This is a genomic window from Acidaminococcus sp. CAG:542 (genome assembly GCF_000437815.1).
In the GTDB taxonomy this organism is placed as follows: Bacteria; Bacillota; Negativicutes; order Acidaminococcales; family Acidaminococcaceae; genus Acidaminococcus.
The window spans coordinates 1-21,789 of record NZ_FR902010.1 but is presented as its reverse complement, the minus strand read 5'-3'; the positions used below and the strand labels follow the sequence as shown (position 1 = coordinate 21,789).

Genomic DNA, 21,789 nt, shown 5'->3' with positions numbered 1-21,789 from the left:
CGCGACCGGGGGTATGAATTTCTTCACGCCCCCTTATCTTCCCAACAACCGCAAAAATTCTGCCTCGTCCAGGATGGTCACTCCCAGATTCTGGGCCTTGGTGTACTTGCTGCCCGGGTCGGCTCCGGCCACCACGTAATCGGTCTTTCTGCTGACACTGCTGGTGACCTTGGCCCCCACTTCCTGGGCCATGGTCTGGGCGGTGGCTCTGTCCAGGGTGGGCAGGGTACCGGTGAACACCATGGTCTTCCCATAGAAGGGATGGTTCTCATCCTGAGCTGGTCCGGAGGTCATTTCCATATTGAGCCCCAGTTCCTTCAGCCGTTCCACAAAGGCCTGGTTCATGGGATCAGCAAACCAGGTGACCACGCTTTCCGCAATCACCGGACCGATGTCCGGTGTCTGGGCCAGGTCTTCCTGGGTGGCTGCCATGAGCTTGTCCATGGTGCCGTATTTCTGGGCCAGGGTCCGGGCCACCTTGGCCCCTACGTGACGGATCCCCAGGGCAAAGAGCAGCTTGTCCAGGCTCTGGCTCTTGCTCCCTTCGATGGCGCTGATCAGGTTGTCCGCGCTTTTAGGGCCCATCCGGTCCAGCTGCTGGACCTGTTCCCGGGTCAGGAGATACAGATCTCCCGGATCCTTCACCAGCCCGGCTGCCGTCAGCTGGGCCAGCACACTGGGGCCGCAGCCGTCGATGTTCATGGCGTCCCGGCTGGTAAAATGGATCAGCCCTTCCCGTCCCAGGGCCGGACAGTGGGGATTGGTGCAGCGCCAGGCCGCTTCTCCCGCCTTCCGTTCCACCTTCCAGCCGCATTCCGGGCAGGTTTCCGGCATGTGGAACTCTTTTTCCTCCCCGGTCCGTTTTTCCGGCACCACCCGGAGCACTTCCGGAATGATTTCCGCGGCTTTGTTGATGATAACATGGTCCCCGATCCGGATATCCCGTTCTTTGATGAAATCTTCATTGTGGAGGGTGGCCCGGCTGATGGTGCTGCCGGCCAGCCGCACCGGCTGAAGTACGGCAGTGCCGGACAGCCGCACCGGCTGAAGTACGGCAGTGGGGGTCAGCACCCCGGTGCGGCCCACCTGGATCACAATATCTTCCAGCACCGTTTCCGCCTGTTCCGGAGGGAACTTGTAGGCCATGGCCCAGCGGGGATCCTTGCCGGTGGCTCCCAACAGGTTCTGCTGCCATACGTCGTTTACCTTCACCACCACTCCGTCGGTGTCGTAGCCCAGGGAGGCCCGGCGTTCTCCGTGCTTTTTGATCAGTTCATTGGCTTCCTGGATGGTGTCCACCAGGGTCCGGCCTTCGGTGGTGGTGAACCCGTACTGCTGGAGCATGTCCATGGAGGCGTTGTGGGTGGGCAGGTTCCCGGCTCCCACTCCGATGCCATAGGCAAAAAAGGCCAGGGACCGTTTGGCGGTGACCCGGGGATCCAGCTGGCGCAGGGATCCGGCCGCCGCATTCCGGCAGTTGGCGAATTCCTGTTCCCCGGCTTCCTGCCGCTCCTCGTTCAGCTTCACAAAGGCCTGCCGGGGCATGTACACTTCTCCCCGCACATCCAAAAGCTCCGGGATCTCCATGCCGGGAATGGGCTTCAGCACTTTGGGAATGTTGGCAATGGTCCGGACGTTTTCCGTAACGTTTTCCCCCACCACTCCGTCACCCCGGGTGGCCGCCCGGACGAACCGGCCATTTTCATAAATGATGCTGCAGGCCAGGCCGTCGATCTTGGGTTCCACCACATACTGGACTTTGGCATCCTTCGGCAGCCCTTCATGGACCCGCCGGTCGAACTCTTCCATCTCTTCCGGGGAAAAGGCATTGGCCAGACTCAAAAGCGGGGTCATGTGCCGGACTTCCGTAAATCCTGGCTTGGCATAGCCTCCCACATGCTGGCTGGGAGAATCCGGGGTCACAAGCTCCGGATTCTCTGCTTCCAGGGCTTTCAGTTCCCGCATCATGGCATCGTATTCCGCATCGGTGATCAGGGGATTGTCCTGGACATAATACAGATAGGAATTCTTTTTCATCACGGCCCGCAGCTCGTTGATCCGGGCTGCCGCCGCCTCTTTGGTCATTTCACTCATGGCACTCTGCTCCTCAGATTTTCTGCAGGATCTTGTATTTGGTGGCCAGCTGTTTGATGCCGCTGCCCGGGAAGGCCACAGTCACCAGCTGACCCTCGCTGCCGTCAGGACGGGCTTCGATGATGGTCCCCACCCCGAACTTCTTGTGCCGGCATTTGTCCCCGGCCCGGAATTCCGGCACCGGACCCCCTTCCGGCACGAAATGGCTCCGGGGAGATGGGGTATCCAGGATGCTGCCTCCCCGGTTCCGGGCAATGTTCCGGAGGCTGGCATGGGTGCCGGCGCTGCCCTGATGGCCCCGCTGACCCCCGTAGCTTCCGTAGGGGCTCCGGCGCACCGCCACGTTTTCGATCAGGTTCCGGGGAATCTCCTGGAGGAACCGGGAAGGGGGATACATGACCACATGGCCGTACACCATCCGGCTCCGGCAGCTGGTGAGATACAGCCGCTTCTTGGCCCGGGTGATTCCCACATAGCACAGCCGCCGTTCTTCTTCCAGTTTGTCCTCGTCTTCCAGACTCCGCTGGCTGGGGAACAGGCCGTCTTCCATGCCTCCGATGAATACCACCGGGAACTCCAGCCCCTTGGCGGAATGGAGGGTCATGAGGGTGACGGAATCCTGGGTCAGCTTGGCGTCGTCGATGTCCGCCACCAGGGCCACATGGTTCAGGAAGTCTTCCAGGGTCTTGTTGTTCTCTTCCCCGGGATCCTTGGCAAATTCGTCGGCGATCCGGAGGAATTCGTTCAGATTGTCCAGCCGGCTCTTGGACTGGTCGGACCCTTCCAGCCGAAGAGCTTCCAGATACCCGGATTTTTCCAGCACCTGGGTCATCAGGTCCTTCACCGGCAGGGTATCCTTCACCCGGGCCAGTTCCTGGATCATGTCACTGAAGGCCTGGATTTTCCCAAAGGCCCGGCCCAGCACCTCTTTGGCCTGGACGGTCTGGAGCACTTCCGGCAGGGTCATGCCGCTTTCTTCCAACAAGCTCCGGACCTTGGCCACGGTAGCCGCCCCGATGCCCCGCTTGGGTTCGTTGATGATCCGCTCCAGCCCCTGGATGTCCCGTTCGTTGGCCAGGAACCGGAGATAGCTCAGGGTATCCTTCACTTCTTTCCGGTCGTAGAACTTCAGGCTCCCTACCATTACATAGGGGATCCCGTTGTTGATCAGGTTTTCTTCAAACATCCGGCTCTGGGCGTTGGTCCGGTACAGGATGGCCATATCCCCCAGTTTGGTGCCGTCATTCTGGAGCTTCCGGATCTGGCCCACCACGAATTCCGCCTCTTCCCGGTCGTCCCGGGCCTGGTAGTAGGCAATGGGCTGGCCGTTGCCATTTTCCGTCCACAGGTTCTTGGGCCGGCGGGCGGCGTTGTGCTTGATCACTTCATTGGCCGCATCCAGGATCACCTGGGTGGACCGGTAATTCTGTTCCAGCTTGAAGATCCGGGCCTGGGGGTAGTCCTTCTCGAAATCCAGGATGTTGCTGATGTCCGCACCCCGCCAGCCGTAGATGCTCTGGTCAATATCCCCCACCGCGCACAGGTTGTTTTCCGGAGCGCTGAGCAGTTTGGCCAGCAGGTACTGGACATGGTTGGTGTCCTGGTACTCGTCGATGAGCACGTAATGGAACTTGTTCTGGTATTTTTCCCGGACTTCCGGCACGGTCTGGAGCAGCTTCACCGTCAACAGCAGCAGATCGTCGAAATCCACCGCATTGCTCTGGACCAGATGCTTCTGGTATTCAGCGTAGATCTCCGCCACCTTCTTGGCATGGTAGTCCTCCGCCTGCCGGGCAAAAGCCGCCGCATCCACCTGGGCATTCTTGGCATTGGAAATGGTGGCCAGGAGCCCCGGAAGGGGATAGAACTTCTCGTCCAGGTTCAGCTTTTTCAGAGCTTCCTTCAGCACGTTTTTGCAGTCGGAAGGATCATAGATGGAAAAAGACGTGGTGTACCCGGGAAGAGCATTGATGTCCCGCCGGAGCAGCTGGTTGCAGAACCCGTGAAAGGTGTACAGCCACACGTCCTTGGCGGAAGGGCCCACCAGGGCATCCACCCGCTGGCGCATTTCCTTGGCCGCCTTGTTGGTGAAGGTGATGGCCAGGATGTTCCAGGGCTTCACCCCTTTTTCCAGGAGGTAGGCAATTTTGGTGGTCAGGGCTTTGGTCTTGCCGCTGCCGGCCCCGGCCAAAATTAAAATAGGCCCGGCAATCTGACGGACTGCCTCAGCCTGCTGTTCGTTCAAAGAAGCTAAAAGGTCTCTCATTTTTTCCTCGATTCTATGTTTTGTTCCCTAATATTCTAACAGATTCGGTCTTTTTTTGCTATAATAGAAGAATCCTTCAAATGAACCTGTTTTAGAAAGGAAGTCTACTATGGAACAATTCTGCGAAAAGGTTTTCCACCTGAAGGAAAACCACACCACCATGCGGACGGAGATCATTGCCGGGATCACCACCTTCATGACCATGGCCTACATCCTGATCGTGAATCCCTCCATCCTGAGCGCCACCGGCATGGACAAAGGGGCCCTGCTGACGGTCACCGCCATTGCCTCCGCCCTGGGCACCTTCTTTATGGCGGCCTTCGCCAACTATCCCTTCGCCCTGGGACCCGGCATGGGACTTAACGCCTACTTTGCCTACACCGTTTGCCTCCAGATGGGGAACACCTGGGAAATGGCCCTGTCCGCCGTACTGGTGGAAGGGATCATCTTTGTGATCCTGTCCCTTACCTCCATCCGGGAAGCCATCTTCAATGCCATCCCCATGACCCTGAAGCAGGCCATTTCCGTGGGGATCGGCCTGTTCATCGCCTTCATCGGTCTGCTGAATTCCCGGATCATCGTAGCCAACCCGGCCACCAAGGTGTCCCTGTATTCCTTTACCAAGGCCATGGCCGACGGCACCTTCCACAGTGTGGGGATCACCGTGCTGATCGCCATGGTGGGGATCCTGCTCACTTCTTTCCTGATCATCAAGAACGTCCGGGGGAACATCCTGTTCGGCATCCTGGGCACCTGGATTTTGGGGATGATCTGCGAAGCCACCGGGCTCTACGTGCCCAATCCGGAACTGGGGACCTTCAGCGTATTCCCTGATCTGTCCCGGGGCCTGGCGTCCTTTGCCCCCATCAGCCCCACGCCCCTGTTCCTGCAGCTGGACTTCTCCCATGTGCTGAGCCTGAACTTCTTCGCCGTCATCTTCGCCTTCCTGTTCGTGGATACTTTTGACACCCTGGGGACCCTGATCGGGGTGGCTGCCAAAAGCGACATGCTGGACGAAAAGGGTCAGCTGCCCCACATCAAAGGAGCCCTTATGGCTGACGCCTGCGCCACCTGCACCGGGGCGCTCCTGGGCACCAGCACTGTAACCACCTTCGTGGAAAGTGCCGCCGGGGTTTCTGAAGGAGGCCGCACCGGACTCACGTCCATTACTGTAGCCATCCTGTTCCTGTTGTCCCTGTTCTTCAGCCCCTTCTTCATGGCCATCCCCTCCTTCGCCACCGCTCCGGCTCTGGTGATTGTGGGGTTCCTGATGTTCTCTTCCGTGACCAAGATCAACATGACCGATCTGACGGAAGCCATCCCCGCCTACATTGCCATCATCGCCATGCCCTTCGCCTACAGCATTTCCGAAGGGATCTCCTTCGGGGTCATCACCTACGTGATCCTGAACCTGTTCGCAGGACACAAGGACAAGATCAGCGGCTTGATGTACGTGCTGGCAGTGCTGTTTGTCTTGAAGTATGTGTTGTTGTAAGGATTAAAAAAAGACCGCTTCGGCGGTCTTTTTTTGTCAGCGGTCAACGGCCGAAGGATGCCAGATGCCCACGCATCTGCCTTTGAACGTGAAACCCGGCGGGTTCCCTCCTGCCGCTAGAGACTAGTGACCAGTGACTGTCAGCTCATGACCATCTGCCCCCGGCAGATGGTCTCCTTTTGCGTGAGACAGAAAAGCGGCCCTGCCCCTTTTCACCCCCGCCCCCTTACACCCTGTGATGCAACTTTTACTCTTTCTCCTCCGGCTGGGGAGCCAGCATGATCTTGATGATCTCCTTATCGGTTTCCCGCATGCCTTCCCGGCCCAGCTGGCTTACGTTGCGGATGGTGGCTTCCACGCCGTTGTTCACGATGCCGTCCCCGCTCTTGAACTCGTTGCCGCTCTTGTACATGGAATAGCCCAGGAGCCCGGCTTCCACGCTGGACGCGATCTTGGCGGCGCAGGAAGCCTTGGCCCCGTCGCAGATGATCCCGGACACGATAGCCAGGGAGTTCACCAGGGTGTGGGAAATGGCTTCGTACCCTTCTCCGTGGAGATAGGCGATGCCGCAGCCGGCGGCGCACCCGGCGCTGACGGCCCCGCAGTAAGCGGACAGCCGGCCGATGCCGGTCTTTTCATGGATGGCAATCAGGTTGGACAGTACCAGGGCCCGGTACAGTTTTTCCTTGGAAACATTCAGTTCCTTGGCATATTCGATTACGGGCACGGATACGGTGATCCCCTGGTTGCCGCTGCCGGAATTGATTACAACCGGCAGTTCACAGCCGTTCATCCGGGCATCGGACCCGGCAGCCGCCTTGGCCACTGCCCGGTTCTTGATGTCGCTGCCGTAGGTCTTCAGCAGCACGGAACCGATGTTGGCCCCGTAGTTCCCCAGCAGCCCTTCTTCAGAAATGGCGGTGTTGCACTGGATCTGGGGATCCAGCATGGGCTTCACGTCTTCGATGTCACAGGTATTGGCGAAATCCAGGATGTCTTTGATGTTCAGCAGGTTCTTGTCCGCCAGGCCCACTTCCCTGGTTTCGTCCTGGCAGCCGGCGCCTCCGTCCTTTTTGGCTTCGTACAGGTTCTTTTCATCCTTCTGGATCAGGACGATGTTGGTGTGGTACTGGGCGATCCGCACCAGGGAAGAATGGTCTCCCTTATGGAGTTTGACAATGATGTCGAAGATCAGGCCATTGTCCACCGCATCCACCTGGATGGGCACGTTCTTCAGGAAGTCCTTCATTGCTTTCTTCTGTTCCGGAGTCACTTCCGCAATGACTTCCAGCTGCTTTTCAGATTTGCCGCCCACGATCCCGGCAGCGGCTGCTGCCTGGATGCCTTTCAGTCCGTCAGTGTTGGGCACCACCACGCTCTTTACGTTCTTGATGATGTTGCCGCTGACGCCGATTTCCACCTTGTCCGGCATTTCACCCAGGATTTCCCGGGCTTTGGCCGCCGCATAGGCGATGGCGATGGGTTCGGTACAGCCCATGGCCGGCACCAGTTCTTCCTTCAAAATCTGTACATAGGTCTGATATCTGTTATCCGTCTTTTCCATGTTAGTCTCCCCTTATTTCTTCCGATTGAAAGTCAGCCGCATCTGGTGCCACACCACATCTCCGTGGGTGGAATCAGAAATTCCTTCATCCACAAAACCGAATTTGGCATAATAGTGGACCAACCGGTCCTTGCAGGTGAGTACCACTCCCTGCCGGCCCTCCGCCTGGGCCGCATCAATGAATTTTTCCAGCACCTTTCCGGCCAGGCCCTGTTTCCGGCGGTGGGGATCCGTGTCCACCCCGAAGATCATCTGCCAGGCCCCGTCTTCCTGGTGCATATCCGCTTTTTCATACATTTCGTCGGTGAGATCCGGGTGATCCGTCACCAGTCCGTTCACAAAGGAAACCAGCTGATCCCCGTCCCACAGAAGGAAAAAGTGATTGGGATAGGCCTTCACCCGGTCCGCGATGGATTTCCGGGTAGCCGCTTCTGCCTGAGGGAAGCAGGCAGCTTCCAGGCTGGCGATGGCGTCCACATCCTGGGGTTTTGCACAGCGAATTTCCATATCAGTCTTCCTCCTTTTTCCCGCTTTTGTTTTTGTCCTGGAGAATATCCACAATGGTCTTTTCCGTTCCCGTCATGCCGGGGGAAGCGATCCGTCCCATGTTCTGCATGGTTTCTTCCGGAGTGGCTCCGTTGATTCCGTGAGCATCGAAGATATAGGCGTCATCCATGGCCAGGGCTGCCGAAGCGAAGGCCATTTCCACTGCCGTCATGCCTTTCATGACGCAGCCCTGGTTGCCTCCGTCGCAGATCATGCCGGTAATGGAACTGGCCATGTTGTTGAGGGCTCTTGTCATGGCCTCTGTATCCCCGCCCTTCAGGAACACCAGGGCGCAGGCGGCACCGGTCCCGGCGGCAATGGCGCAGCCGCAGAAGGCGGACAGCTTGCCGGAGTATTCCTTGATGTACATGCAGATCAGATAGCTCAAGGCCGTGGCCCGGAGCAGCTGTTCCTCACTGCATTTTTTCACTTTGTAAAAAGCGTAGAGAGGCAGGGTGGCGATGATCCCGTGGGCCCCGGAACCGGTGATGCTCATGGCAGGCTTGTCCAGGCCGATGACCCGGGCTTCGATGGCTCCGTTGCAGATAAGGGCCGCGGTCTTCACCACATCTTCAGAGAACACCTTCCCCCCGTTCATGGCCAGGAGCACCCGGGCAAAAGTGGTCCGGGGGCTGTCCAGCCCTTCCTGGAACAGAGCCATGTTCATGGTGAAGGCTTCCCGGATAAAGGCAATCTCTTCCAGAGGCACGGTCCGGGCGTAGTCCGCCAGCTGGGCCAGGGTGTACCGGTGGATTACCGGCACCTGTTCTTCTCCTTCAGCTTCCGTGATTCCGGCGGTTTTATCCAGCAGCGTCCGGCCGTCTTCCGTTACCTTCACTATGTTGGTGTGGGCGTCCTGGATCAGGCAGGAGGCACTGTGGCTCCCGGCAGCCACCCGGGCTTCGATGGAGATCCGGTTGGTGATTTCGCTCATATGAACGGCGATCTTCCCTGCCTTCACCATGGCTTCCGCTGCCTTCACATCTTCATCCGTGATCCCGTCCAGGCACAAAAGCCCTTTGTCCGGGTCTGCCGCCAGGGCTCCCAGGGCCGCCGCATAGGCGTTCCCCACATGGCTGGTGCCGGGGATGCCGCAGGTAAAGGCGTTTTTGTAGATGCCGCTGTTCAGGAACAGCTCCACCTTCTCCGGTTTTTCCGGCAGATGGCGGCAGGCAGTGGAAACCGCCAGGGCAATGGCTCCAGGTTCCGTCACCCCCAGGGCCGGTTTCATATCCTCACGGATCAGTTGGGTCAAAGCATGCATGGTTGTGATCTCCTTCGTTTTATTGGTAAGGACCCGCCCAAAAGGCGGGTCCTCTCCTTGGGCCGCTGACAGTTGGCAGCTGACCGTTGACAGTCTTTATTTCAGTACTTCCTTCAGATCCAGGGTCTTGCTGCCGTCTGCTTTTACGAAGCAGGGGATCCCCAGACGTTCGGTGCCCCGGATTTCAGCGTACAGCGGATCGCAGTCCCGGAGGGCCAGGTACTGTTTCAGGTCAGCATGGCTGGCCAGGATATCCACAAAGTCGATTTCCGCGCCGGCAGCGGCCAGCTGGTTCAGGGCATAGAGGGTGTCGGGGCAGCAGTGGCTGCCGATTACTTTGATCTGCATAAGTCATCTCTCCTTATGTTGTACACTGTTTCACAGGTATTATACCAGATTTTATTTGTTCACGCAGTCGCATCCACCGATTTGGGCGACAATGGCTGCTTTTTCCGGATCGGTCTTCCGGTCGGATTTTTTGTCCATCCATCCCTTGCCTTCCACCATCCGGCTGATCATCATGGAAGCCACGGTATCCCCGGAAGAGTTCAGGCAGGTGGCCATGGGGTCAACCAGATAACCGATGGTCACGATGATGGGGAATGCTTCCCGGGGGAAGCCAATTTCGACATCCGGATGTACATGGACATCCTGGACGAGGAGAACATCCAGATCTGCCAGCACACCTACACTGGCCGGATCACCCATTACGGAGCCCTGACCAATATGGTGTTCCAGAACTACAATGTGAGGCTGGAGCAGTACATGATCTCCGTCCCCTCCCCCTACATCGACGGGGAACAGAAATAGGCCCTGGCCTTCGGCATCTCCTCCCATCCCCTGATGCCCACCTCCGCCAAGCTGCTCCTGAGCAAAAAAAGGCTGGAAAAAACTAAGGAGCTGGCCCAGAAACTGACCATCTCCAAGGAAGATATCCGATTGTTGAAGCTGTATAATTTGTTTGTGGTACTGTAATGAAAAGGGCCGCCGGATTTTCCGGCGGCCCTTTTGTCAGCTGACCGTTGACAGGGCTGTTGCGCAGGCAACAGCCCCGTTTCATCTCCTCCCCCTCTCGCTCCCCCATTCCACCGCCAGCACCAGGACAGCCAGGCCCCATAAAAAGGCTCCGGCTTCCTGCCATTTGTACTGCTGGAGGGCCAGGATGAGAGGAGTGCCGATGCCTCCGGCGCCTACCAGGCCCAGGATGGAAGCTTCCCGGAGATTCACATCCAGCCGGTAGAGCAGAGCCGTGGCTGTACTTTTTTTCAGCTGGGGCAGGATGGTCCACCGAAAGGCGGCGGCCCACCCGGTACCCATGGCCCGGCAGGCGTCAAAGGGCTGTCTGTCCCCGCTGTCCAGCCCGATCTGGAACCGTTTGGCCAGGAGACCGATGCTGCACACCCACAGGGTCAGGGTACCGGCAAAGGGGCCGGGCCCGGTAACCCGGAGCCACATGAGCCCATAGACGAAAACCGGTACCGTCCGGATGCCCAGGAGCACCAATCGGGGCAACAGAGCCCCTTGCACCGGCAGGAACCGGAAACTGGAGAAAAAGGCCAGGAAACCGGCGGCCATGCCTCCCCCCAGGGTTCCCAGGAAGGCCATGGCAAACGTCTCGCCCAGCAGCCAAGGCACTCCATCTTTTTCCAGGGAAAACAGCAGGGAAAGATCTGGCGTCAGAAGTCCCCGGATCATGGCCCGGGCTGCTCCCAGGCCTCCCCTGCCTGCCGGTTCCAGAGTTCCCAGGGATCCCAGGAAAAGCACTATTCCCAGTACCACCATCCCCTTTTTCATCCAGGATTGGAGCCGCCACTGGCCGTTCAGCACCTTCCCCAGGGCTTCGCTGAGACTTTCTGAAGCCAGCACAGCGCCGTAAAGCAGTACCAGGATGGACCCTACCCGGCTGTAGGCCCGCCAGGCCAGCTGCTGGTTCATCAGCAGCCCGATGCCCCCGGCTCCCACATATCCCAGGATGGCCGCCTGGCGCACATTGGCTTCCCACAGATACAGGGCATTGTTCAGATACCCGGGGAGCAGCCGGGGCAGAATGGCCCGGCAGAAGGCCTTTCCCCGGCCGCAGCCGGATGCTTCCAGGGCCCGGGCGGTTTTCCAGTCCAGATTCTCCATATCTTCATACCCCAGCCGGGTCATTACCCCGAAGGTACTGAAGGTGAGAGCCAAGGTACCGGCCAGAGTCCCCAGCCCCACCAAGAAGGTGCACAGAAGAGCCAGGATCAGGGCCGGCACCGTCCGCAGCAGCTGGATAAAGCAAAGGAAGGACACCCGGATCCAGGGATGGGGATCGGTCCGCCGGCTGCCCAGGACGGCTCCCAGAAGGCCCAGCAGACTGCCCAGGAAGGAGCCCGCCAGAGACATGCGCACGGTGCCAAGAAGAGGGCCTGCCGCTTCCTGGAAAAATCCCCTATCCGGGGGCACCATGGCCCGGGCGATGTCAAAGAACCGGCTGCCCCGCTCTTCCAGCAGTTCCAGGTCGAAACCTGTCTCGGCCAGGGAGACGGCCGTCATCCCCAGCACCAGGATCCAGACCGTTCTTTTTTTCATGACTCCCTCCTGTACAGCTGCCTGAGTCTGTCTTCCGTCCAGGCCTCCGGCGGCCCCTGGAACAAGATCCGTCCCTGACGGAGCCCCATCACCTGTTGGGAGAAAGCCATGGCCTGTTCCACATTGTGGCTGTTCATGACCACCGTAAGCCCCCGGATCTTCTGGAGCTTCCGGAGAAGTTCCAGAATGGCCTGGCCCGTTCCCGGGTCCAGGGACGCCACCGGTTCATCCGCCAGGATCACCGAGGCTTCCTGGACCAGAGTCCGGGCAATGGCCACCCGCTGTTTCTGACCCCCGCTGAGACTTCCGGCCAGGGTATCCTCCCTGTCTCCCAGTCCCACCATTTCCAAGGCTTGCCGGGCTTTGGACACTTCCTCTTCCGGGAACTTCCCCCACAGGGCACGCCACAGGCTGATCCGTCCCAGAGCCCCGCAGAGCACATTTTCCAGACAGGTGCTTTCTTCCACCAGACAGAAATCCTGGAAGATCATCCCCACCTGCTGCTGGACCTGCCGGCGGTGCTTCCCTTTCAGCGTATCGAACCGTCTGCCTTCTACCCACACTTCTCCGGACAGGGGCCGGACCATGCCGTTGAACAGTCGGAGCAGGGTGGTCTTCCCGGCGCCACTGGGGCCGATCAGAGATACAAAAGAACCCCGGGGCACGGAAAGGGACACCCCCTGAAGAATGGGATGCCCCTTTTCATAGGCCTGGATAATATTTTTCAGTTCCAGTGCGGTCGGGTTCATTGGAGTTCCTTCCGGATTTTCCGTTCCCCGTCATAGTCGGAAGCCTGGGCCCAGTCATACCCTTTGTGGCCGATGGTCTTCAGCACCTTCAGTCCTTCTTCCGTTTTCCCGATTTCGATCAGGGCTTCTCCCAGAGCCTTCCGGAAAGCCGGGTCCTGCATTACCTTGCTGGTTTTGCTTACGCTCACCGTGTCGTTGAAAATCTTCCCGGTGACCCCGATGATCCCTGTCTGGTCCCAGATGGATCCGGTGCCCCCCAGTTTGGCCTGCCAGTCTTTTTCCATCTTGGCCCGGATATGGGAATAAGCCACCATTACATCCACCTGGCCGGAAGCCAGACGGGCTGTGGAAGTAGTGTAGGAATCGGACTGGACCACATGGGACAGGTCCTTCAGGGTCTTCCCGTAATTTTCCTTCAGCCACAGGGAAGGATACAGGTAGCCGGAAGCAGATGCCGGACTCATCACCGCCCAGTTCAGGCTGTCCAGTTCCTCCCAGGTGGGCTTTTCTCCCTGCTTCACCCTGGCCAGCAGGGCCTGTCCCTTGGGGCTGGGGCCCACCACCACAGCAGACCGGTAGTACTTCACCAGATTTTTGGTGAATTTGTCCGGCTGGCCGTTGTTCCATACGGACAGATCCGTGGTATCCTTGTCGATGCCTTCCCGGAGGGCTGTCAGCAGCACATCCACATCCTGGTCACAGAGTACGTAGGTGGCCCCGGAAATGAAGCCCACATCGGCGCTGCCGGCACTAAGGGCTTCTCCCACTGCATTGTAGGAGGTTCCCACGTTCAGGGTGATTTTTTTCACGTCATAGCCCTTTTCCTTCAGTTTGGCCTGGAGCATCTTCCCCAAAGGCTCGGTTTTGGTCCGCAGGGTATCCGCATCCTGATAAGGTGAAATGGCGATTTTCAGTTCCGGAATGGTCCTGCTACCGACCTCCTATTTCTTTTCCGTGCTGCCGCAGCCGCCCAGGACCATGGCCCCGGCCAGCAGCACCCCCAGCATCTTCATCCAGTTCTTCACAGTACTTCCTCCTTTTCTACACAAAAAAACCGGCTGCCGCTTTCTTGGCGACAGCCGGTTTTTTGTACGGTTCCCAGGATGCGGCAGAGAGACTCCTCCCTCCGGCGGTCGGTACTTGGGTACCCTCTCAGCCCGGTCCACGGGCTCCCTCGCATCCCGGTCCCTGTTGCGTCCTTCCGCAAGGCAGGATCAGGGCGCTCCCCCTCATCCCACATGCAGACCGGATTTATTTCTTTTCTTCTTTTTCCTTCTTCACAACCGTGCTCCGGATATGGAGTTCCCGCAGCTGCTTTTCGTCCACCACGTTGGGCGCCTGGCACATCAGGTCGATGGCACTCTGGGATTTGGGGAAAGCAATTACGTCACGGATGGAAGGCCGTTTGGCCATGAGCATCACCAGACGGTCCAGGCCGAAGGCCAGACCCCCATGGGGAGGTGCTCCGAATTCAAAGGCTTTCAGCAGGAAGCCGAATTTTTCCTGAGCCTGTTCGTCGGTCAGGCCGATGGCTTCGAAGACCTTCTTCTGGATGTCTTCCCGATGGATACGTTCGGAACCACCGCCGATTTCCACCCCGTTCAGCACCATGTCATAGGCCTTGGCATATACATGGCCGGGATCGGTGAGCAGCTTATCCACATCTTCATCGCAGGGAGCGGTGAAAGGATGGTGCATGGCCACATACCGGTGTTCTTCTTCGCTGTATTCGAACATGGGGAACTTCACCACCCAGGTGAAGCACAGTTTGTCCTTGTCGATGAGACCCAGACGCTTGCCCATTTCCAGACGCAGGGCGCCCAGAGCGGCAGCCACCACCTGGGGTTTCCGGTCGGCCACGAACAGCAGCACGTCGCCTTTTTCCGCCTTGCCGGCTTCCAGGATCCGGTGCATTTCTTCGTCGGAGAAGAATTTGGCGATAGGAGATTTGATGGAACCGTCATCGTTGACGATGATCCAGGCCAGCCCTTTGGCCCCGTAGATTCCTACGAATTCCACCAGCCCGTCCAGTTCTCTCCGGGGAATCTTGTTGTAGCCCTTTACGTTGATGGCTTTCACCAGGCCGCCCTTTTCGATGATGTCCTTGAACACCTTGAACTGGGTCCCCTGGAGGGCTTCATTCATGTTCACCAGCTCCATGCCGAACCGCAGGTCCGGTTTGTCGCTGCCGTATTTGTCCATGGCTTCGTCCCAGGTCATCCGGGCCATGGGCACGGGAACGTCCACGCCCAGGGTTTCTTTGAACACATAGGCGATGAGTTTTTCCGTGAGGGCCATGATGTCATCCTGGTCCACAAAGGACATTTCCATATCCAGCTGGGTGAATTCCGGCTGACGGTCGGCCCGCAGGTCTTCATCCCGGAAGCACCGGGCAATCTGGAAGTACCGTTCCATCCCCGCAATCATCAGCAGCTGTTTGAACAGCTGGGGAGACTGAGGCAGCGCATAGAACTTGCCGGGGTTCACACGGCTGGGCACCAGGTAGTCCCGGGCCCCTTCCGGGGTGCTCCGGATCAGATCCGGGGTTTCGATTTCCAGGAAGTCCTGCTTGTCCAGGAAGTCCCGGACAGCCTTGGTCACCCGGTGACGGAGGATCAGGTTCTGCTGCATTTCCGGACGCCGCAGATCCAGATACCGGTAGCGGAGACGGACGTTTTCATCCACATCGATGCCATCCTGGATATAGAAGGGCGGAGTCTTGGAAGGATTCAGCACGTTCAGATCCTTCACCACCACTTCCACATCCCCGGTGGGCAGGTGGGGGTTCACGGTTTCAGCGCTCCGTTCCCGCACCAGGCCCCGGACCTGCAGCACATATTCGCTGCGGACCCCTTCCGCCTTGTGGAAATCCTTTTCGTCATGGGCCGGGTCGATGACCACCTGCACCAGACCGTGACGGTCACGGAGATCGATGAAGATGATGCCGCCGTGGTCACGCCGTTTGCTTACCCAGCCGCACAAGGTAACTGTCTTGCCGGCATCTGCTTTTCTCAAGTCACCGCAATGATGACTGCGTTCCATACTCATTCTTGTTAACACCTCTGGTTTTTATTTGTTGAAATAGGCTTCCAAAGCCCCGAAGCAGACTTCTTCCTGGCTGCTGTCCGCCATGTTCCGGACGGTGACAGCCCCTCTGGACCGTTCTTCTTCCCCGAAGATCAGGGCGAAACGGGCCTGTTCCCGGTTGGCCTGTTTCATCTGGGCCTTCATGCTCCGTTCCACCAGGTTCATGTCGCAGACAAGTCCCTTGTTCCGGAGATTGGTGACCACCCGGAAGGCATCGGCCACGCCCCCTTCGTCAGGAATGACGGCAAAGATGTCGATGGCTTCCTTGCCGGTGGGCAGCAGGTTCTGTTTTTCCATGGCCAGGAGGATCCGTTCCAGGCCGATGGCAAAGCCCACACCGGGAGTGCTGGGCCCGCCCAGTTCTTCCACCAGGCCGTCATACCGTCCGCCGCCGCCCACAGCGCTCTGGGCGCCCAGGGGGGAATACTGGATTTCGAAAGCGGTCTTGGTATAGTAGTCCAGCCCCCGTACCAGGTTGCTGTCCACTTCATATTCCACGCCGGCTTCATCCAGCAGCTTCTTCACGGTTTCGAAGTGAGCCCGGCAGTCGTCGCACAGATGGTCGGTGATTTTGGGGGCACCGGCCATGAAGGGTTTGTCCGCATCCACCTTGCAGTCCAGGATCCGCAGCGGGCTCCGGTCGAACCGGCTCTGGCAGTCTTCGCACAGTTCACCCAGATGAGGACGGAAATAGTCCTGGAGCAGCTTCCGGTGCTGAGGACGGCAGTTGGGGCAGCCTACGGAGTTGATCTTCAGTTTCAGGTCCTTCAGGCCGAAACGCTTCAGCACCGTCAGGGCCAGGAGGATCACTTCTGCATCCACCACGGGAGATTCCGCCCCCAGGGCTTCCACCCCGAACTGGTGGAACTGTCTCATACGGCCGGCCTGAGGACGGTCATACCGGAACATGGGTCCGATATAGAACACCTTCAGCGGCATGGGTTCCGCATACAGTTTGTTTTCCACAAAGGACCGAACCACGGAAGCGGTGTTTTCCGGGCGCAGGGTCAGGCTGCGGCCGCTCCGGTCCGTAAAGGTGTACATTTCCTTGTCCACTACGTCCGTGCCGTCCCCGATTCCTCTCTGGAAGAGTTCGGTGTGTTCAAAAATCGGGGTTCTGATTTCCTGATAGTTGAATTCCCGGCATACTTCACGAATGATTTGTTCTGCATAGCGCCAGCCATTGATGGTGCCCGGCAGAATGTCTTTGGTACCACGCGGTGCCCCTGTTAACATAAAAATCCCCTCCGTCCTCACGACTTGTTTGAACTTATTAATTTTAACACAGTTTATTGGTTTTTATCAACCTGGCCTTTTTCTCCCGCATGCCAAAAATACCCGTACAGCACCTTGATGATGGCCAGCACCGGCACGGCAAAGATCAGACCGGCCACTCCGCCGATCTGGCCCCCCACCATCACCGCCAGGATGATCAGCACCGGGTGCAGGGTGATGCTGTGGCCCATAAGATTGGGCATGATCACCTGGGCATCCACCTGGTAGTACACCAGGTACAGGATCAGCACCTTAAGGGCCAGGGACGGCTTCTGGAGCAGGGCGATGAACACCGCTGACAGGGTCCCCACCACCGATCCCACCAGGGGGATCAGTTCGCTGATCATGGCCAGGAACCCCAGCACCAGGGTGTACTGGACGCCCAGGAGGGAAGTCCCTGCTGTCAGGCAGACGGCGGCAATGAAGCACAGCTTGAACATGTTGTCCACATAGGCACAGAGCATCCTTCCCATGTCCGTCAGCACCCGGTCCGCCAGGTCCTGCTTTTCGTAAGCGAACAGGCCCACCACCATCTTCTTCAGGGTCCGCCAGTCCTTCAGGAAATAGAAACTGAGGAAGGGGACCAGGGCCATGCTCACCAGGCTTTTGGCCGCCTGGACTGTGGAGGCCAGCATGTCCTTCAAAAGCCCCATAATGTAGCTGCTCAGGCTGCTGGCCGCCTGCTGGAGCATGTCCCGGGTATTGGGGGGCAGCTTCTGGGCTTCACTGCCCAGAAACAGGCTGATGCTTTCGTTGGCCCGGGCGGCCAGTCCCGGCATGGCTTTCAGCAGGGTGTTCACCTGGGTCACCAGGGGAACGATCAGCACATTGGCCGCTGCATACAGGAACAGCCCGAACAGCAGAAAGGCAATGAGCACTGCCAGGGTATTGGGAAAAGGATGGCCCTTCACCTGGATCCTTTCCAGCCGGTCCACAATGGGATACAGCAGGAAGCTCATGCCGATGGCCAGGAACACCGGCAGGAACCAGTGTCCCAGGAGATAGAAAGCCCCAAAGCCCAAAAGGCCGAAAACCAGCTTCACCACCAGGCCCCGGGGCCGCTGCTGATACTCCGTCATAGGCTCACGACCTTACTGGAGGAACGGGTTCCGGCGCTTTTCCCAGCCCACTGTGGTGGCAGGGCCGTGGCCCGGCAGCAGTTTATAGTCGTCGGGCAGCACCAGGAGCTTGGTCTTGATGGAATCCAGGATGGCGTCATAGGAGCCTCCGGGCAGATCCGTCCGGCCGATGCTTTCCAGGAATACCGTGTCCCCGCAGAATACCACCCCGTCCCCGATGATGCACACCCCGCCGGCGGTATGACCCGGGGTGGCGGCAATGGTGAAGTCCATGCCGGCTACCGTGAGTTTTTCCCCGTCGGTGAAGAATTCATCGGGGGGATCGAATTTTTTGTCCCGGTTGGTGGAATAGGACAGGCTGCTGTTCCACACCCGGAGCATGGGAGCGTCTTCCCGGCTCATGTATACTTTGGCGCCGGTGGCGTCCTTCACTTCGTCCAGGGCGGACACATGGTCCCCATGGCCGTGGGTGATGAAAATGGCCGGTACCTTTTCAATGCCGGCTTTCTGCACCGCATCCATGATCCGGTTGGCTTCGTCCCCGGGATCCACGATGATTCCCTGGTTGTTTTCCTCATTTTTGATGATGTAACAGTTTTCCTGGATCGGCCCTACGACCACCCGATAGATTTTCATGTTGCTCTGTTTCCTCCTAAAAAGTCTTTCCGCTGTCCAAAAGGATGGTTACCGGCCCGTCGTTTACCAGGGCCACTTCCATATGGGCCTGGAACTGCCCGGTGGCCACCGGGATCCCTTTGGCCCGGAGGCTGTCCGCCAGCTGCTCATACAGCCGGTTGGCCACATCCGGGACCGCCGCCTGGGTAAAGGACGGCCGCTTCCCGTGGCGCACATCCCCATACAGGGTGAACTGGGACACCAGCAGGATGCTGCCGCCCACCTGGGCCACGGACCGGTTCATCTTTTCCTCTTCATCCTCGAAGATCCGGAGCCCGGCCAGTTTTTCCGCCAGGTAGGCTCCATCCTTTTCCGTATCCTCCCGGGACACCCCCAGGAGCACCAGGAGACCAGGGCCGATGGCCCCTACGGTCTTTCCTTCCACGGTGACGGAGGCTTCCGTCACCCGCTGTACCACTGCCCGCATGGTTCCCTCACATTCCGGACACTTTCCGGTCCACTTTGTATACGCCCTTGATCCGCCGCAGCCGTCCGATAATGTAGTTCAGCTGTTCCACGCTGCTGATGTCCAGCCCCATGTCGATGTAGGCGGTTTTGTTGGGATTGGTATGGGCATTGATGGAATTGATGTTCACTTTGGTTTCGCTGGCCACGGTCATGATGTTGGCCATGACCCCGGGCTGATCCACCGCCGTAAGCCGGAGCACCACCTTGTAGGCCACGTCCGTATCCACATTCCAGGACACTTCGATCATCCGGTTGGGATCTTCCGTGTTGGCCAGCACGTTGGGGCAGTCCGCCCGGTGGACGGAAACCCCGTGGCCCCGGGTGATGTATCCCACGATCGGGTCCCCGGGAATGGGGTTGCAGCATTTGGCCAGCTTCACCATAATGTCGTCTTCCCCCTTCACCAGGATCCCGTGGCTGCCCTTGTGGGTCTTTACGGTCTTGGGTTTCAGCTCGCTGAGGAGCTGGGACAGGTTCTTGGTGGTGTTCTGGCGCTGGGTCTTCTTGTACAGATCCACCAGCTTCACCATGACTCCGTTGACCATCAGGCCCCCATAGCCCAGGGCTGCCAGCAGGTTCTCCACGCTGCCGTCCATATGGCACCGGGAGGCCACTTCCTTCAGGTTGTCGGAAGTGAGCATGGTATTCACATCATAGCCCAGCCGCCGGCATTCCCGTTCCAGCATTTCCCGGCCGTTGACGATGTTTTCTTCCCGCCGTTCCTTCTTGAAGAACTGTTTGATTTTGTTCTTGGTCTGGCTGGATCCCACAATGTTGATCCAGTCCCGGCTGGGTCCCGGAGACTGTTTGGATGTGATGATCTCCACAATGTCCCCGTTCTTCAGGTGGTAGTCCAACGGCACGATTTTCCCGTTGACCTTGGCTCCCACACAGCTGTTGCCCACCCCGGTATGGACCCGGTAGGCGAAGTCGATGGGCACGGAGCCCTCCGGCAGGTCCAGCACATCCCCCTGGGGGGTGAACACGAACACTTCGTCGGAGAACACGTCCATCTTCACGGTATTCACGAATTCATGGGGATCCCGCATGTCCTTGTGCCATTCCAGCAGCTGGCGCAGCCAGGCCATCTTGGCATCCACGCTTTTGTCCGAAGCGCTGGGCATTTTGGAGCCCCCGCTTTCTTTGTACCGCCAGTGAGCCGCCACCCCGTATTCGGATACCTTGTGCATTTCAAAGGTCCGGATCTGGATTTCCAGAGGCTGTCCGCTGGAAGCCACCACGGTAGTATGGAGGGACTGGTACCCGTTGGATTTGGGTACGGCGATGTAGTCCTTGAACCGGCCGGGAATGGGTTTCCACTTCCCGTGGACGATCCCCAGCACCCCGTAGCAGTCCTTCACCGTATCCACCAGCACCCGGACTGCCAGCAGGTCATAGATTTCATTAATGGTCTTGTGGTCCCGCTGCATCTTTTTGTAGATGCTGTAGAAGCTTTTGGGCCGGCCCTGGATCTGACAGTTGATGCCGGATTCCTCGCACAGCTTCCGGAGTTCGTCCATGGCCTCCTGGACCATGGCTTCCCGTTCGTGGCGCTTCACCTTCACCTGTTCCACCAGTTCATAGTAATGCTGGGGTTCCATGTACCGGAAGGCCAGATCCTCCAGTTCCCATTTGATGGCGTAGATCCCCAGCCGGTGAGCCAGAGGGGCGTAGATTTCCAGGGTTTCCGAAGAGATCCGTTTCTGCTTGTTCACGGGCATGTATTTCATGGTCCGCATGTTGTGCAGCCGGTCCGCCAGCTTGATCAGCACCACCCGGATATCCTTGGCCATGGCCAGGAACATTTTCCGGTAATTCTCCACCTGCTGTTCTTCCCGGGAGATGTATTCGATTTTCCCCAGTTTGGTGACCCCGTCCACCAGCATGGCCACTTCCCGGCCGAAAATGTCTTCCAGCTGGTCCAGTGTCACTTCCGTATCTTCCACCACATCATGGAGGAAGGCCGCCGCCAGGGTCACATCGTCCATCTGGAGCTGGGCCAGGATGGAGGCCACTCCCAGAGGATGGATGATATAGGGTTCCCCGGAAGCCCGTTTCTGCTTGGCATGGGCTTCCGCCGCAAAATTGTAGGCTTCCCGGACAAATTCCACCTGCCGGGGGGTCAGATATTTGCTGATCCGGGCGTAGAACTCCTCCGCACTGATCGGCTTGTCATCGAGCTGTTCCATGGTTTCACCTTCCTGCTGCCCAAAGAGCGGCGATTTCCGCCGGCTGCAGCCTCCAGCTGCGGTTCAGGGCCTGGAAACGGGCGTCATATTCCGCCTGCAGGGCCTGGAACCCTTTGGATTCCTGCATATTCTTGTGTCCCGTATCTCCCAGGGAAACCAGTCCCGCTTCCCGGGTGAACAGGTGCAATTCGTAAAAAATGTCCAGTACAGCCTGGCTGATCCGGCAGCCGTTGGGTGCCGTCAATTGGAGCAGCTGGGCTTCCTGGCAGGGGCCCTGCTCCCGCAGCCGGTTCCGTATGGTTCCGTAGCACACCCGCAGACCGGCCACATCGGGATACTGCCGGCGCAGGGTGTCCCGCCGGGCCAGGAGATCTTCCCGGCCGTACAGAAGATAGAGCCGCCCGGGCTGGTCCCCTTTCAGAGGGAATTTTCCCGGCTGGAGGACTTTTTCCGCGCCCCCGTCCCAGAACACCACC

17 protein-coding genes and 2 pseudogenes are annotated in these 21,789 nt (G+C 58.6%); 2 read left to right on the top strand and 17 right to left on the bottom strand.

Annotated elements, in window-relative coordinates:
• Positions 1 to 33: 33 nt before the first annotated feature.
• Both ligA and pcrA read right to left on the bottom strand, forming a co-directional pair.
• Positions 34 to 2,094 carry an NAD-dependent DNA ligase LigA gene (gene ligA / locus QVO43_RS00445; RefSeq protein WP_022486673.1) on the bottom strand — a complete coding sequence of 687 codons (2,061 nt, stop codon included), beginning with the start codon at positions 2,092 to 2,094 and terminating at the stop codon, positions 34 to 36.
• A gap of 13 nt (positions 2,095 to 2,107) precedes the next feature.
• Positions 2,108 to 4,360, bottom strand: coding sequence for a DNA helicase PcrA (pcrA, locus tag QVO43_RS00440; RefSeq protein WP_022486672.1), 2,253 nt, complete (start codon positions 4,358 to 4,360; stop codon positions 2,108 to 2,110).
• A 109-nt stretch (positions 4,361 to 4,469) separates the two neighbouring features.
• Here pcrA and QVO43_RS00435 point away from each other — a divergent pair, with 109 nt between their 5' ends.
• On the top strand, positions 4,470 to 5,855 hold the full coding sequence (locus QVO43_RS00435; protein ID WP_022486671.1) for an NCS2 family permease: 1,386 nt from the start codon (positions 4,470 to 4,472) through the stop codon (positions 5,853 to 5,855).
• Positions 5,856 to 6,102: 247 nt separating this feature from the next.
• Here the strand turns inward: QVO43_RS00435 and QVO43_RS00430 are convergent, their stop codons facing one another.
• The 5 genes and pseudogenes from QVO43_RS00430 to QVO43_RS00410 all read right to left on the bottom strand — a co-directional run.
• Positions 6,103 to 7,419, bottom strand: a complete 1,317-nt coding sequence (locus QVO43_RS00430; RefSeq protein ID WP_022486670.1) for an L-cysteine desulfidase family protein — start codon at positions 7,417 to 7,419, stop codon at positions 6,103 to 6,105.
• A 12-nt stretch (positions 7,420 to 7,431) separates the two neighbouring features.
• Positions 7,432 to 7,926, bottom strand: coding sequence for a GNAT family N-acetyltransferase (locus tag QVO43_RS00425; RefSeq protein WP_022486669.1), 495 nt, complete (start codon positions 7,924 to 7,926; stop codon positions 7,432 to 7,434).
• Between the two features lies 1 nt (position 7,927).
• The gene (locus tag QVO43_RS00420; RefSeq protein WP_022486668.1) at positions 7,928 to 9,229 is read right to left on the bottom strand and encodes an L-cysteine desulfidase family protein; all 1,302 of its coding nucleotides are present in this window, start codon (positions 9,227 to 9,229) and stop codon (positions 7,928 to 7,930) included.
• 96 nt (positions 9,230 to 9,325) lie between these two features.
• Complete coding sequence (locus QVO43_RS00415) at positions 9,326 to 9,577, bottom strand: GCN5-related N-acetyltransferase (protein WP_022486667.1); 252 nt, start codon at positions 9,575 to 9,577, stop codon at positions 9,326 to 9,328.
• Between the two features lie 51 nt (positions 9,578 to 9,628).
• A pseudogene (locus QVO43_RS00410) lies at positions 9,629 to 9,850 on the bottom strand (hypothetical protein); the annotation flags it as partial.
• A 21-nt stretch (positions 9,851 to 9,871) separates the two neighbouring features.
• Here QVO43_RS00410 and QVO43_RS00405 point away from each other — a divergent pair.
• Positions 9,872 to 10,039 (top strand): hypothetical protein, encoded by a 168-nt coding sequence (locus QVO43_RS00405; protein ID WP_288174245.1) that lies wholly within the window; start codon positions 9,872 to 9,874, stop codon positions 10,037 to 10,039.
• Positions 10,040 to 10,285: 246 nt separating this feature from the next.
• Here the strand turns inward: QVO43_RS00405 and QVO43_RS00400 are convergent, their stop codons facing one another.
• From QVO43_RS00400 to QVO43_RS00355, 10 genes and pseudogenes are all read right to left on the bottom strand, one after another.
• On the bottom strand, positions 10,286 to 11,791 hold the full coding sequence (locus QVO43_RS00400; RefSeq protein WP_022486665.1) for a PhnE/PtxC family ABC transporter permease: 1,506 nt from the start codon (positions 11,789 to 11,791) through the stop codon (positions 10,286 to 10,288).
• Complete coding sequence (phnC, locus tag QVO43_RS00395; RefSeq protein WP_022486664.1) at positions 11,788 to 12,540, bottom strand: phosphonate ABC transporter ATP-binding protein; 753 nt, start codon at positions 12,538 to 12,540, stop codon at positions 11,788 to 11,790. The genes QVO43_RS00400 and phnC overlap by 4 nt, the downstream gene beginning before the upstream one ends.
• Positions 12,537 to 13,442, bottom strand: coding sequence for a phosphate/phosphite/phosphonate ABC transporter substrate-binding protein (locus tag QVO43_RS00390; protein ID WP_288174247.1), 906 nt, complete (start codon positions 13,440 to 13,442; stop codon positions 12,537 to 12,539). The genes phnC and QVO43_RS00390 overlap by 4 nt, the downstream gene beginning before the upstream one ends.
• Positions 13,443 to 13,791: 349 nt before the next feature.
• Positions 13,792 to 15,588, bottom strand: coding sequence for an aspartate--tRNA ligase (gene aspS / locus QVO43_RS00385; RefSeq protein ID WP_022486662.1), 1,797 nt, complete (start codon positions 15,586 to 15,588; stop codon positions 13,792 to 13,794).
• Positions 15,589 to 15,609: 21 nt separating this feature from the next.
• On the bottom strand, positions 15,610 to 16,863 hold the full coding sequence (gene hisS / locus QVO43_RS00380) for a histidine--tRNA ligase (protein ID WP_022486661.1): 1,254 nt from the start codon (positions 16,861 to 16,863) through the stop codon (positions 15,610 to 15,612).
• A 53-nt stretch (positions 16,864 to 16,916) separates the two neighbouring features.
• The gene (locus QVO43_RS00375) at positions 16,917 to 17,981 is read right to left on the bottom strand and encodes an AI-2E family transporter (protein ID WP_022486660.1); all 1,065 of its coding nucleotides are present in this window, start codon (positions 17,979 to 17,981) and stop codon (positions 16,917 to 16,919) included.
• Positions 17,982 to 17,993: 12 nt separating this feature from the next.
• Entirely contained in the window at positions 17,994 to 18,617 is a 624-nt protein-coding gene (locus QVO43_RS00370) for an MBL fold metallo-hydrolase (RefSeq protein ID WP_022486659.1), read from the bottom strand.
• A 16-nt stretch (positions 18,618 to 18,633) separates the two neighbouring features.
• On the bottom strand, positions 18,634 to 19,083 hold the full coding sequence (gene dtd, locus QVO43_RS00365) for a D-aminoacyl-tRNA deacylase (RefSeq protein ID WP_022486658.1): 450 nt from the start codon (positions 19,081 to 19,083) through the stop codon (positions 18,634 to 18,636).
• A gap of 7 nt (positions 19,084 to 19,090) precedes the next feature.
• Positions 19,091 to 21,313: a RelA/SpoT family protein gene (locus QVO43_RS00360; RefSeq protein WP_022486657.1), complete on the bottom strand. Its 2,223-nt coding sequence runs from the start codon at positions 21,311 to 21,313 to the stop codon at positions 19,091 to 19,093.
• A gap of 4 nt (positions 21,314 to 21,317) precedes the next feature.
• A pseudogene (locus QVO43_RS00355) lies at positions 21,318 to 21,789 on the bottom strand (single-stranded-DNA-specific exonuclease RecJ); the annotation flags it as partial.

Excerpts from the sequence above, each read along its gene's own strand:
- QVO43_RS00435 (WP_022486671.1), top strand. The coding sequence starts at position 4,470 with ATGGAACAATTCTGCGAAAAGGTTTTCCACCTGAAGGAAAACCACACC.
- aspS (WP_022486662.1), bottom strand. The coding sequence starts at position 15,588 with ATGAGTATGGAACGCAGTCATCATTGCGGTGACTTGAGAAAAGCAGAT.
- QVO43_RS00370 (WP_022486659.1), bottom strand. The coding sequence starts at position 18,617 with ATGAAAATCTATCGGGTGGTCGTAGGGCCGATCCAGGAAAACTGTTAC.
- QVO43_RS00405 (WP_288174245.1), top strand. The coding sequence starts at position 9,872 with ATGGACATCCTGGACGAGGAGAACATCCAGATCTGCCAGCACACCTAC.
- QVO43_RS00375 (WP_022486660.1), bottom strand. The coding sequence starts at position 17,981 with ATGACGGAGTATCAGCAGCGGCCCCGGGGCCTGGTGGTGAAGCTGGTT.
- QVO43_RS00360 (WP_022486657.1), bottom strand. The coding sequence starts at position 21,313 with ATGGAACAGCTCGATGACAAGCCGATCAGTGCGGAGGAGTTCTACGCC.
- phnC (WP_022486664.1), bottom strand. The coding sequence starts at position 12,540 with ATGAACCCGACCGCACTGGAACTGAAAAATATTATCCAGGCCTATGAA.
- QVO43_RS00425 (WP_022486669.1), bottom strand. The coding sequence starts at position 7,926 with ATGGAAATTCGCTGTGCAAAACCCCAGGATGTGGACGCCATCGCCAGC.
- QVO43_RS00430 (WP_022486670.1), bottom strand. The coding sequence starts at position 7,419 with ATGGAAAAGACGGATAACAGATATCAGACCTATGTACAGATTTTGAAG.
- hisS (WP_022486661.1), bottom strand. The coding sequence starts at position 16,863 with ATGTTAACAGGGGCACCGCGTGGTACCAAAGACATTCTGCCGGGCACC.
- QVO43_RS00420 (WP_022486668.1), bottom strand. The coding sequence starts at position 9,229 with ATGCATGCTTTGACCCAACTGATCCGTGAGGATATGAAACCGGCCCTG.
- ligA (WP_022486673.1), bottom strand. The coding sequence starts at position 2,094 with ATGAGTGAAATGACCAAAGAGGCGGCGGCAGCCCGGATCAACGAGCTG.
- QVO43_RS00400 (WP_022486665.1), bottom strand. The coding sequence starts at position 11,791 with ATGAAAAAAAGAACGGTCTGGATCCTGGTGCTGGGGATGACGGCCGTC.
- QVO43_RS00415 (WP_022486667.1), bottom strand. The coding sequence starts at position 9,577 with ATGCAGATCAAAGTAATCGGCAGCCACTGCTGCCCCGACACCCTCTAT.
- dtd (WP_022486658.1), bottom strand. The coding sequence starts at position 19,083 with ATGCGGGCAGTGGTACAGCGGGTGACGGAAGCCTCCGTCACCGTGGAA.
- pcrA (WP_022486672.1), bottom strand. The coding sequence starts at position 4,360 with ATGAGAGACCTTTTAGCTTCTTTGAACGAACAGCAGGCTGAGGCAGTC.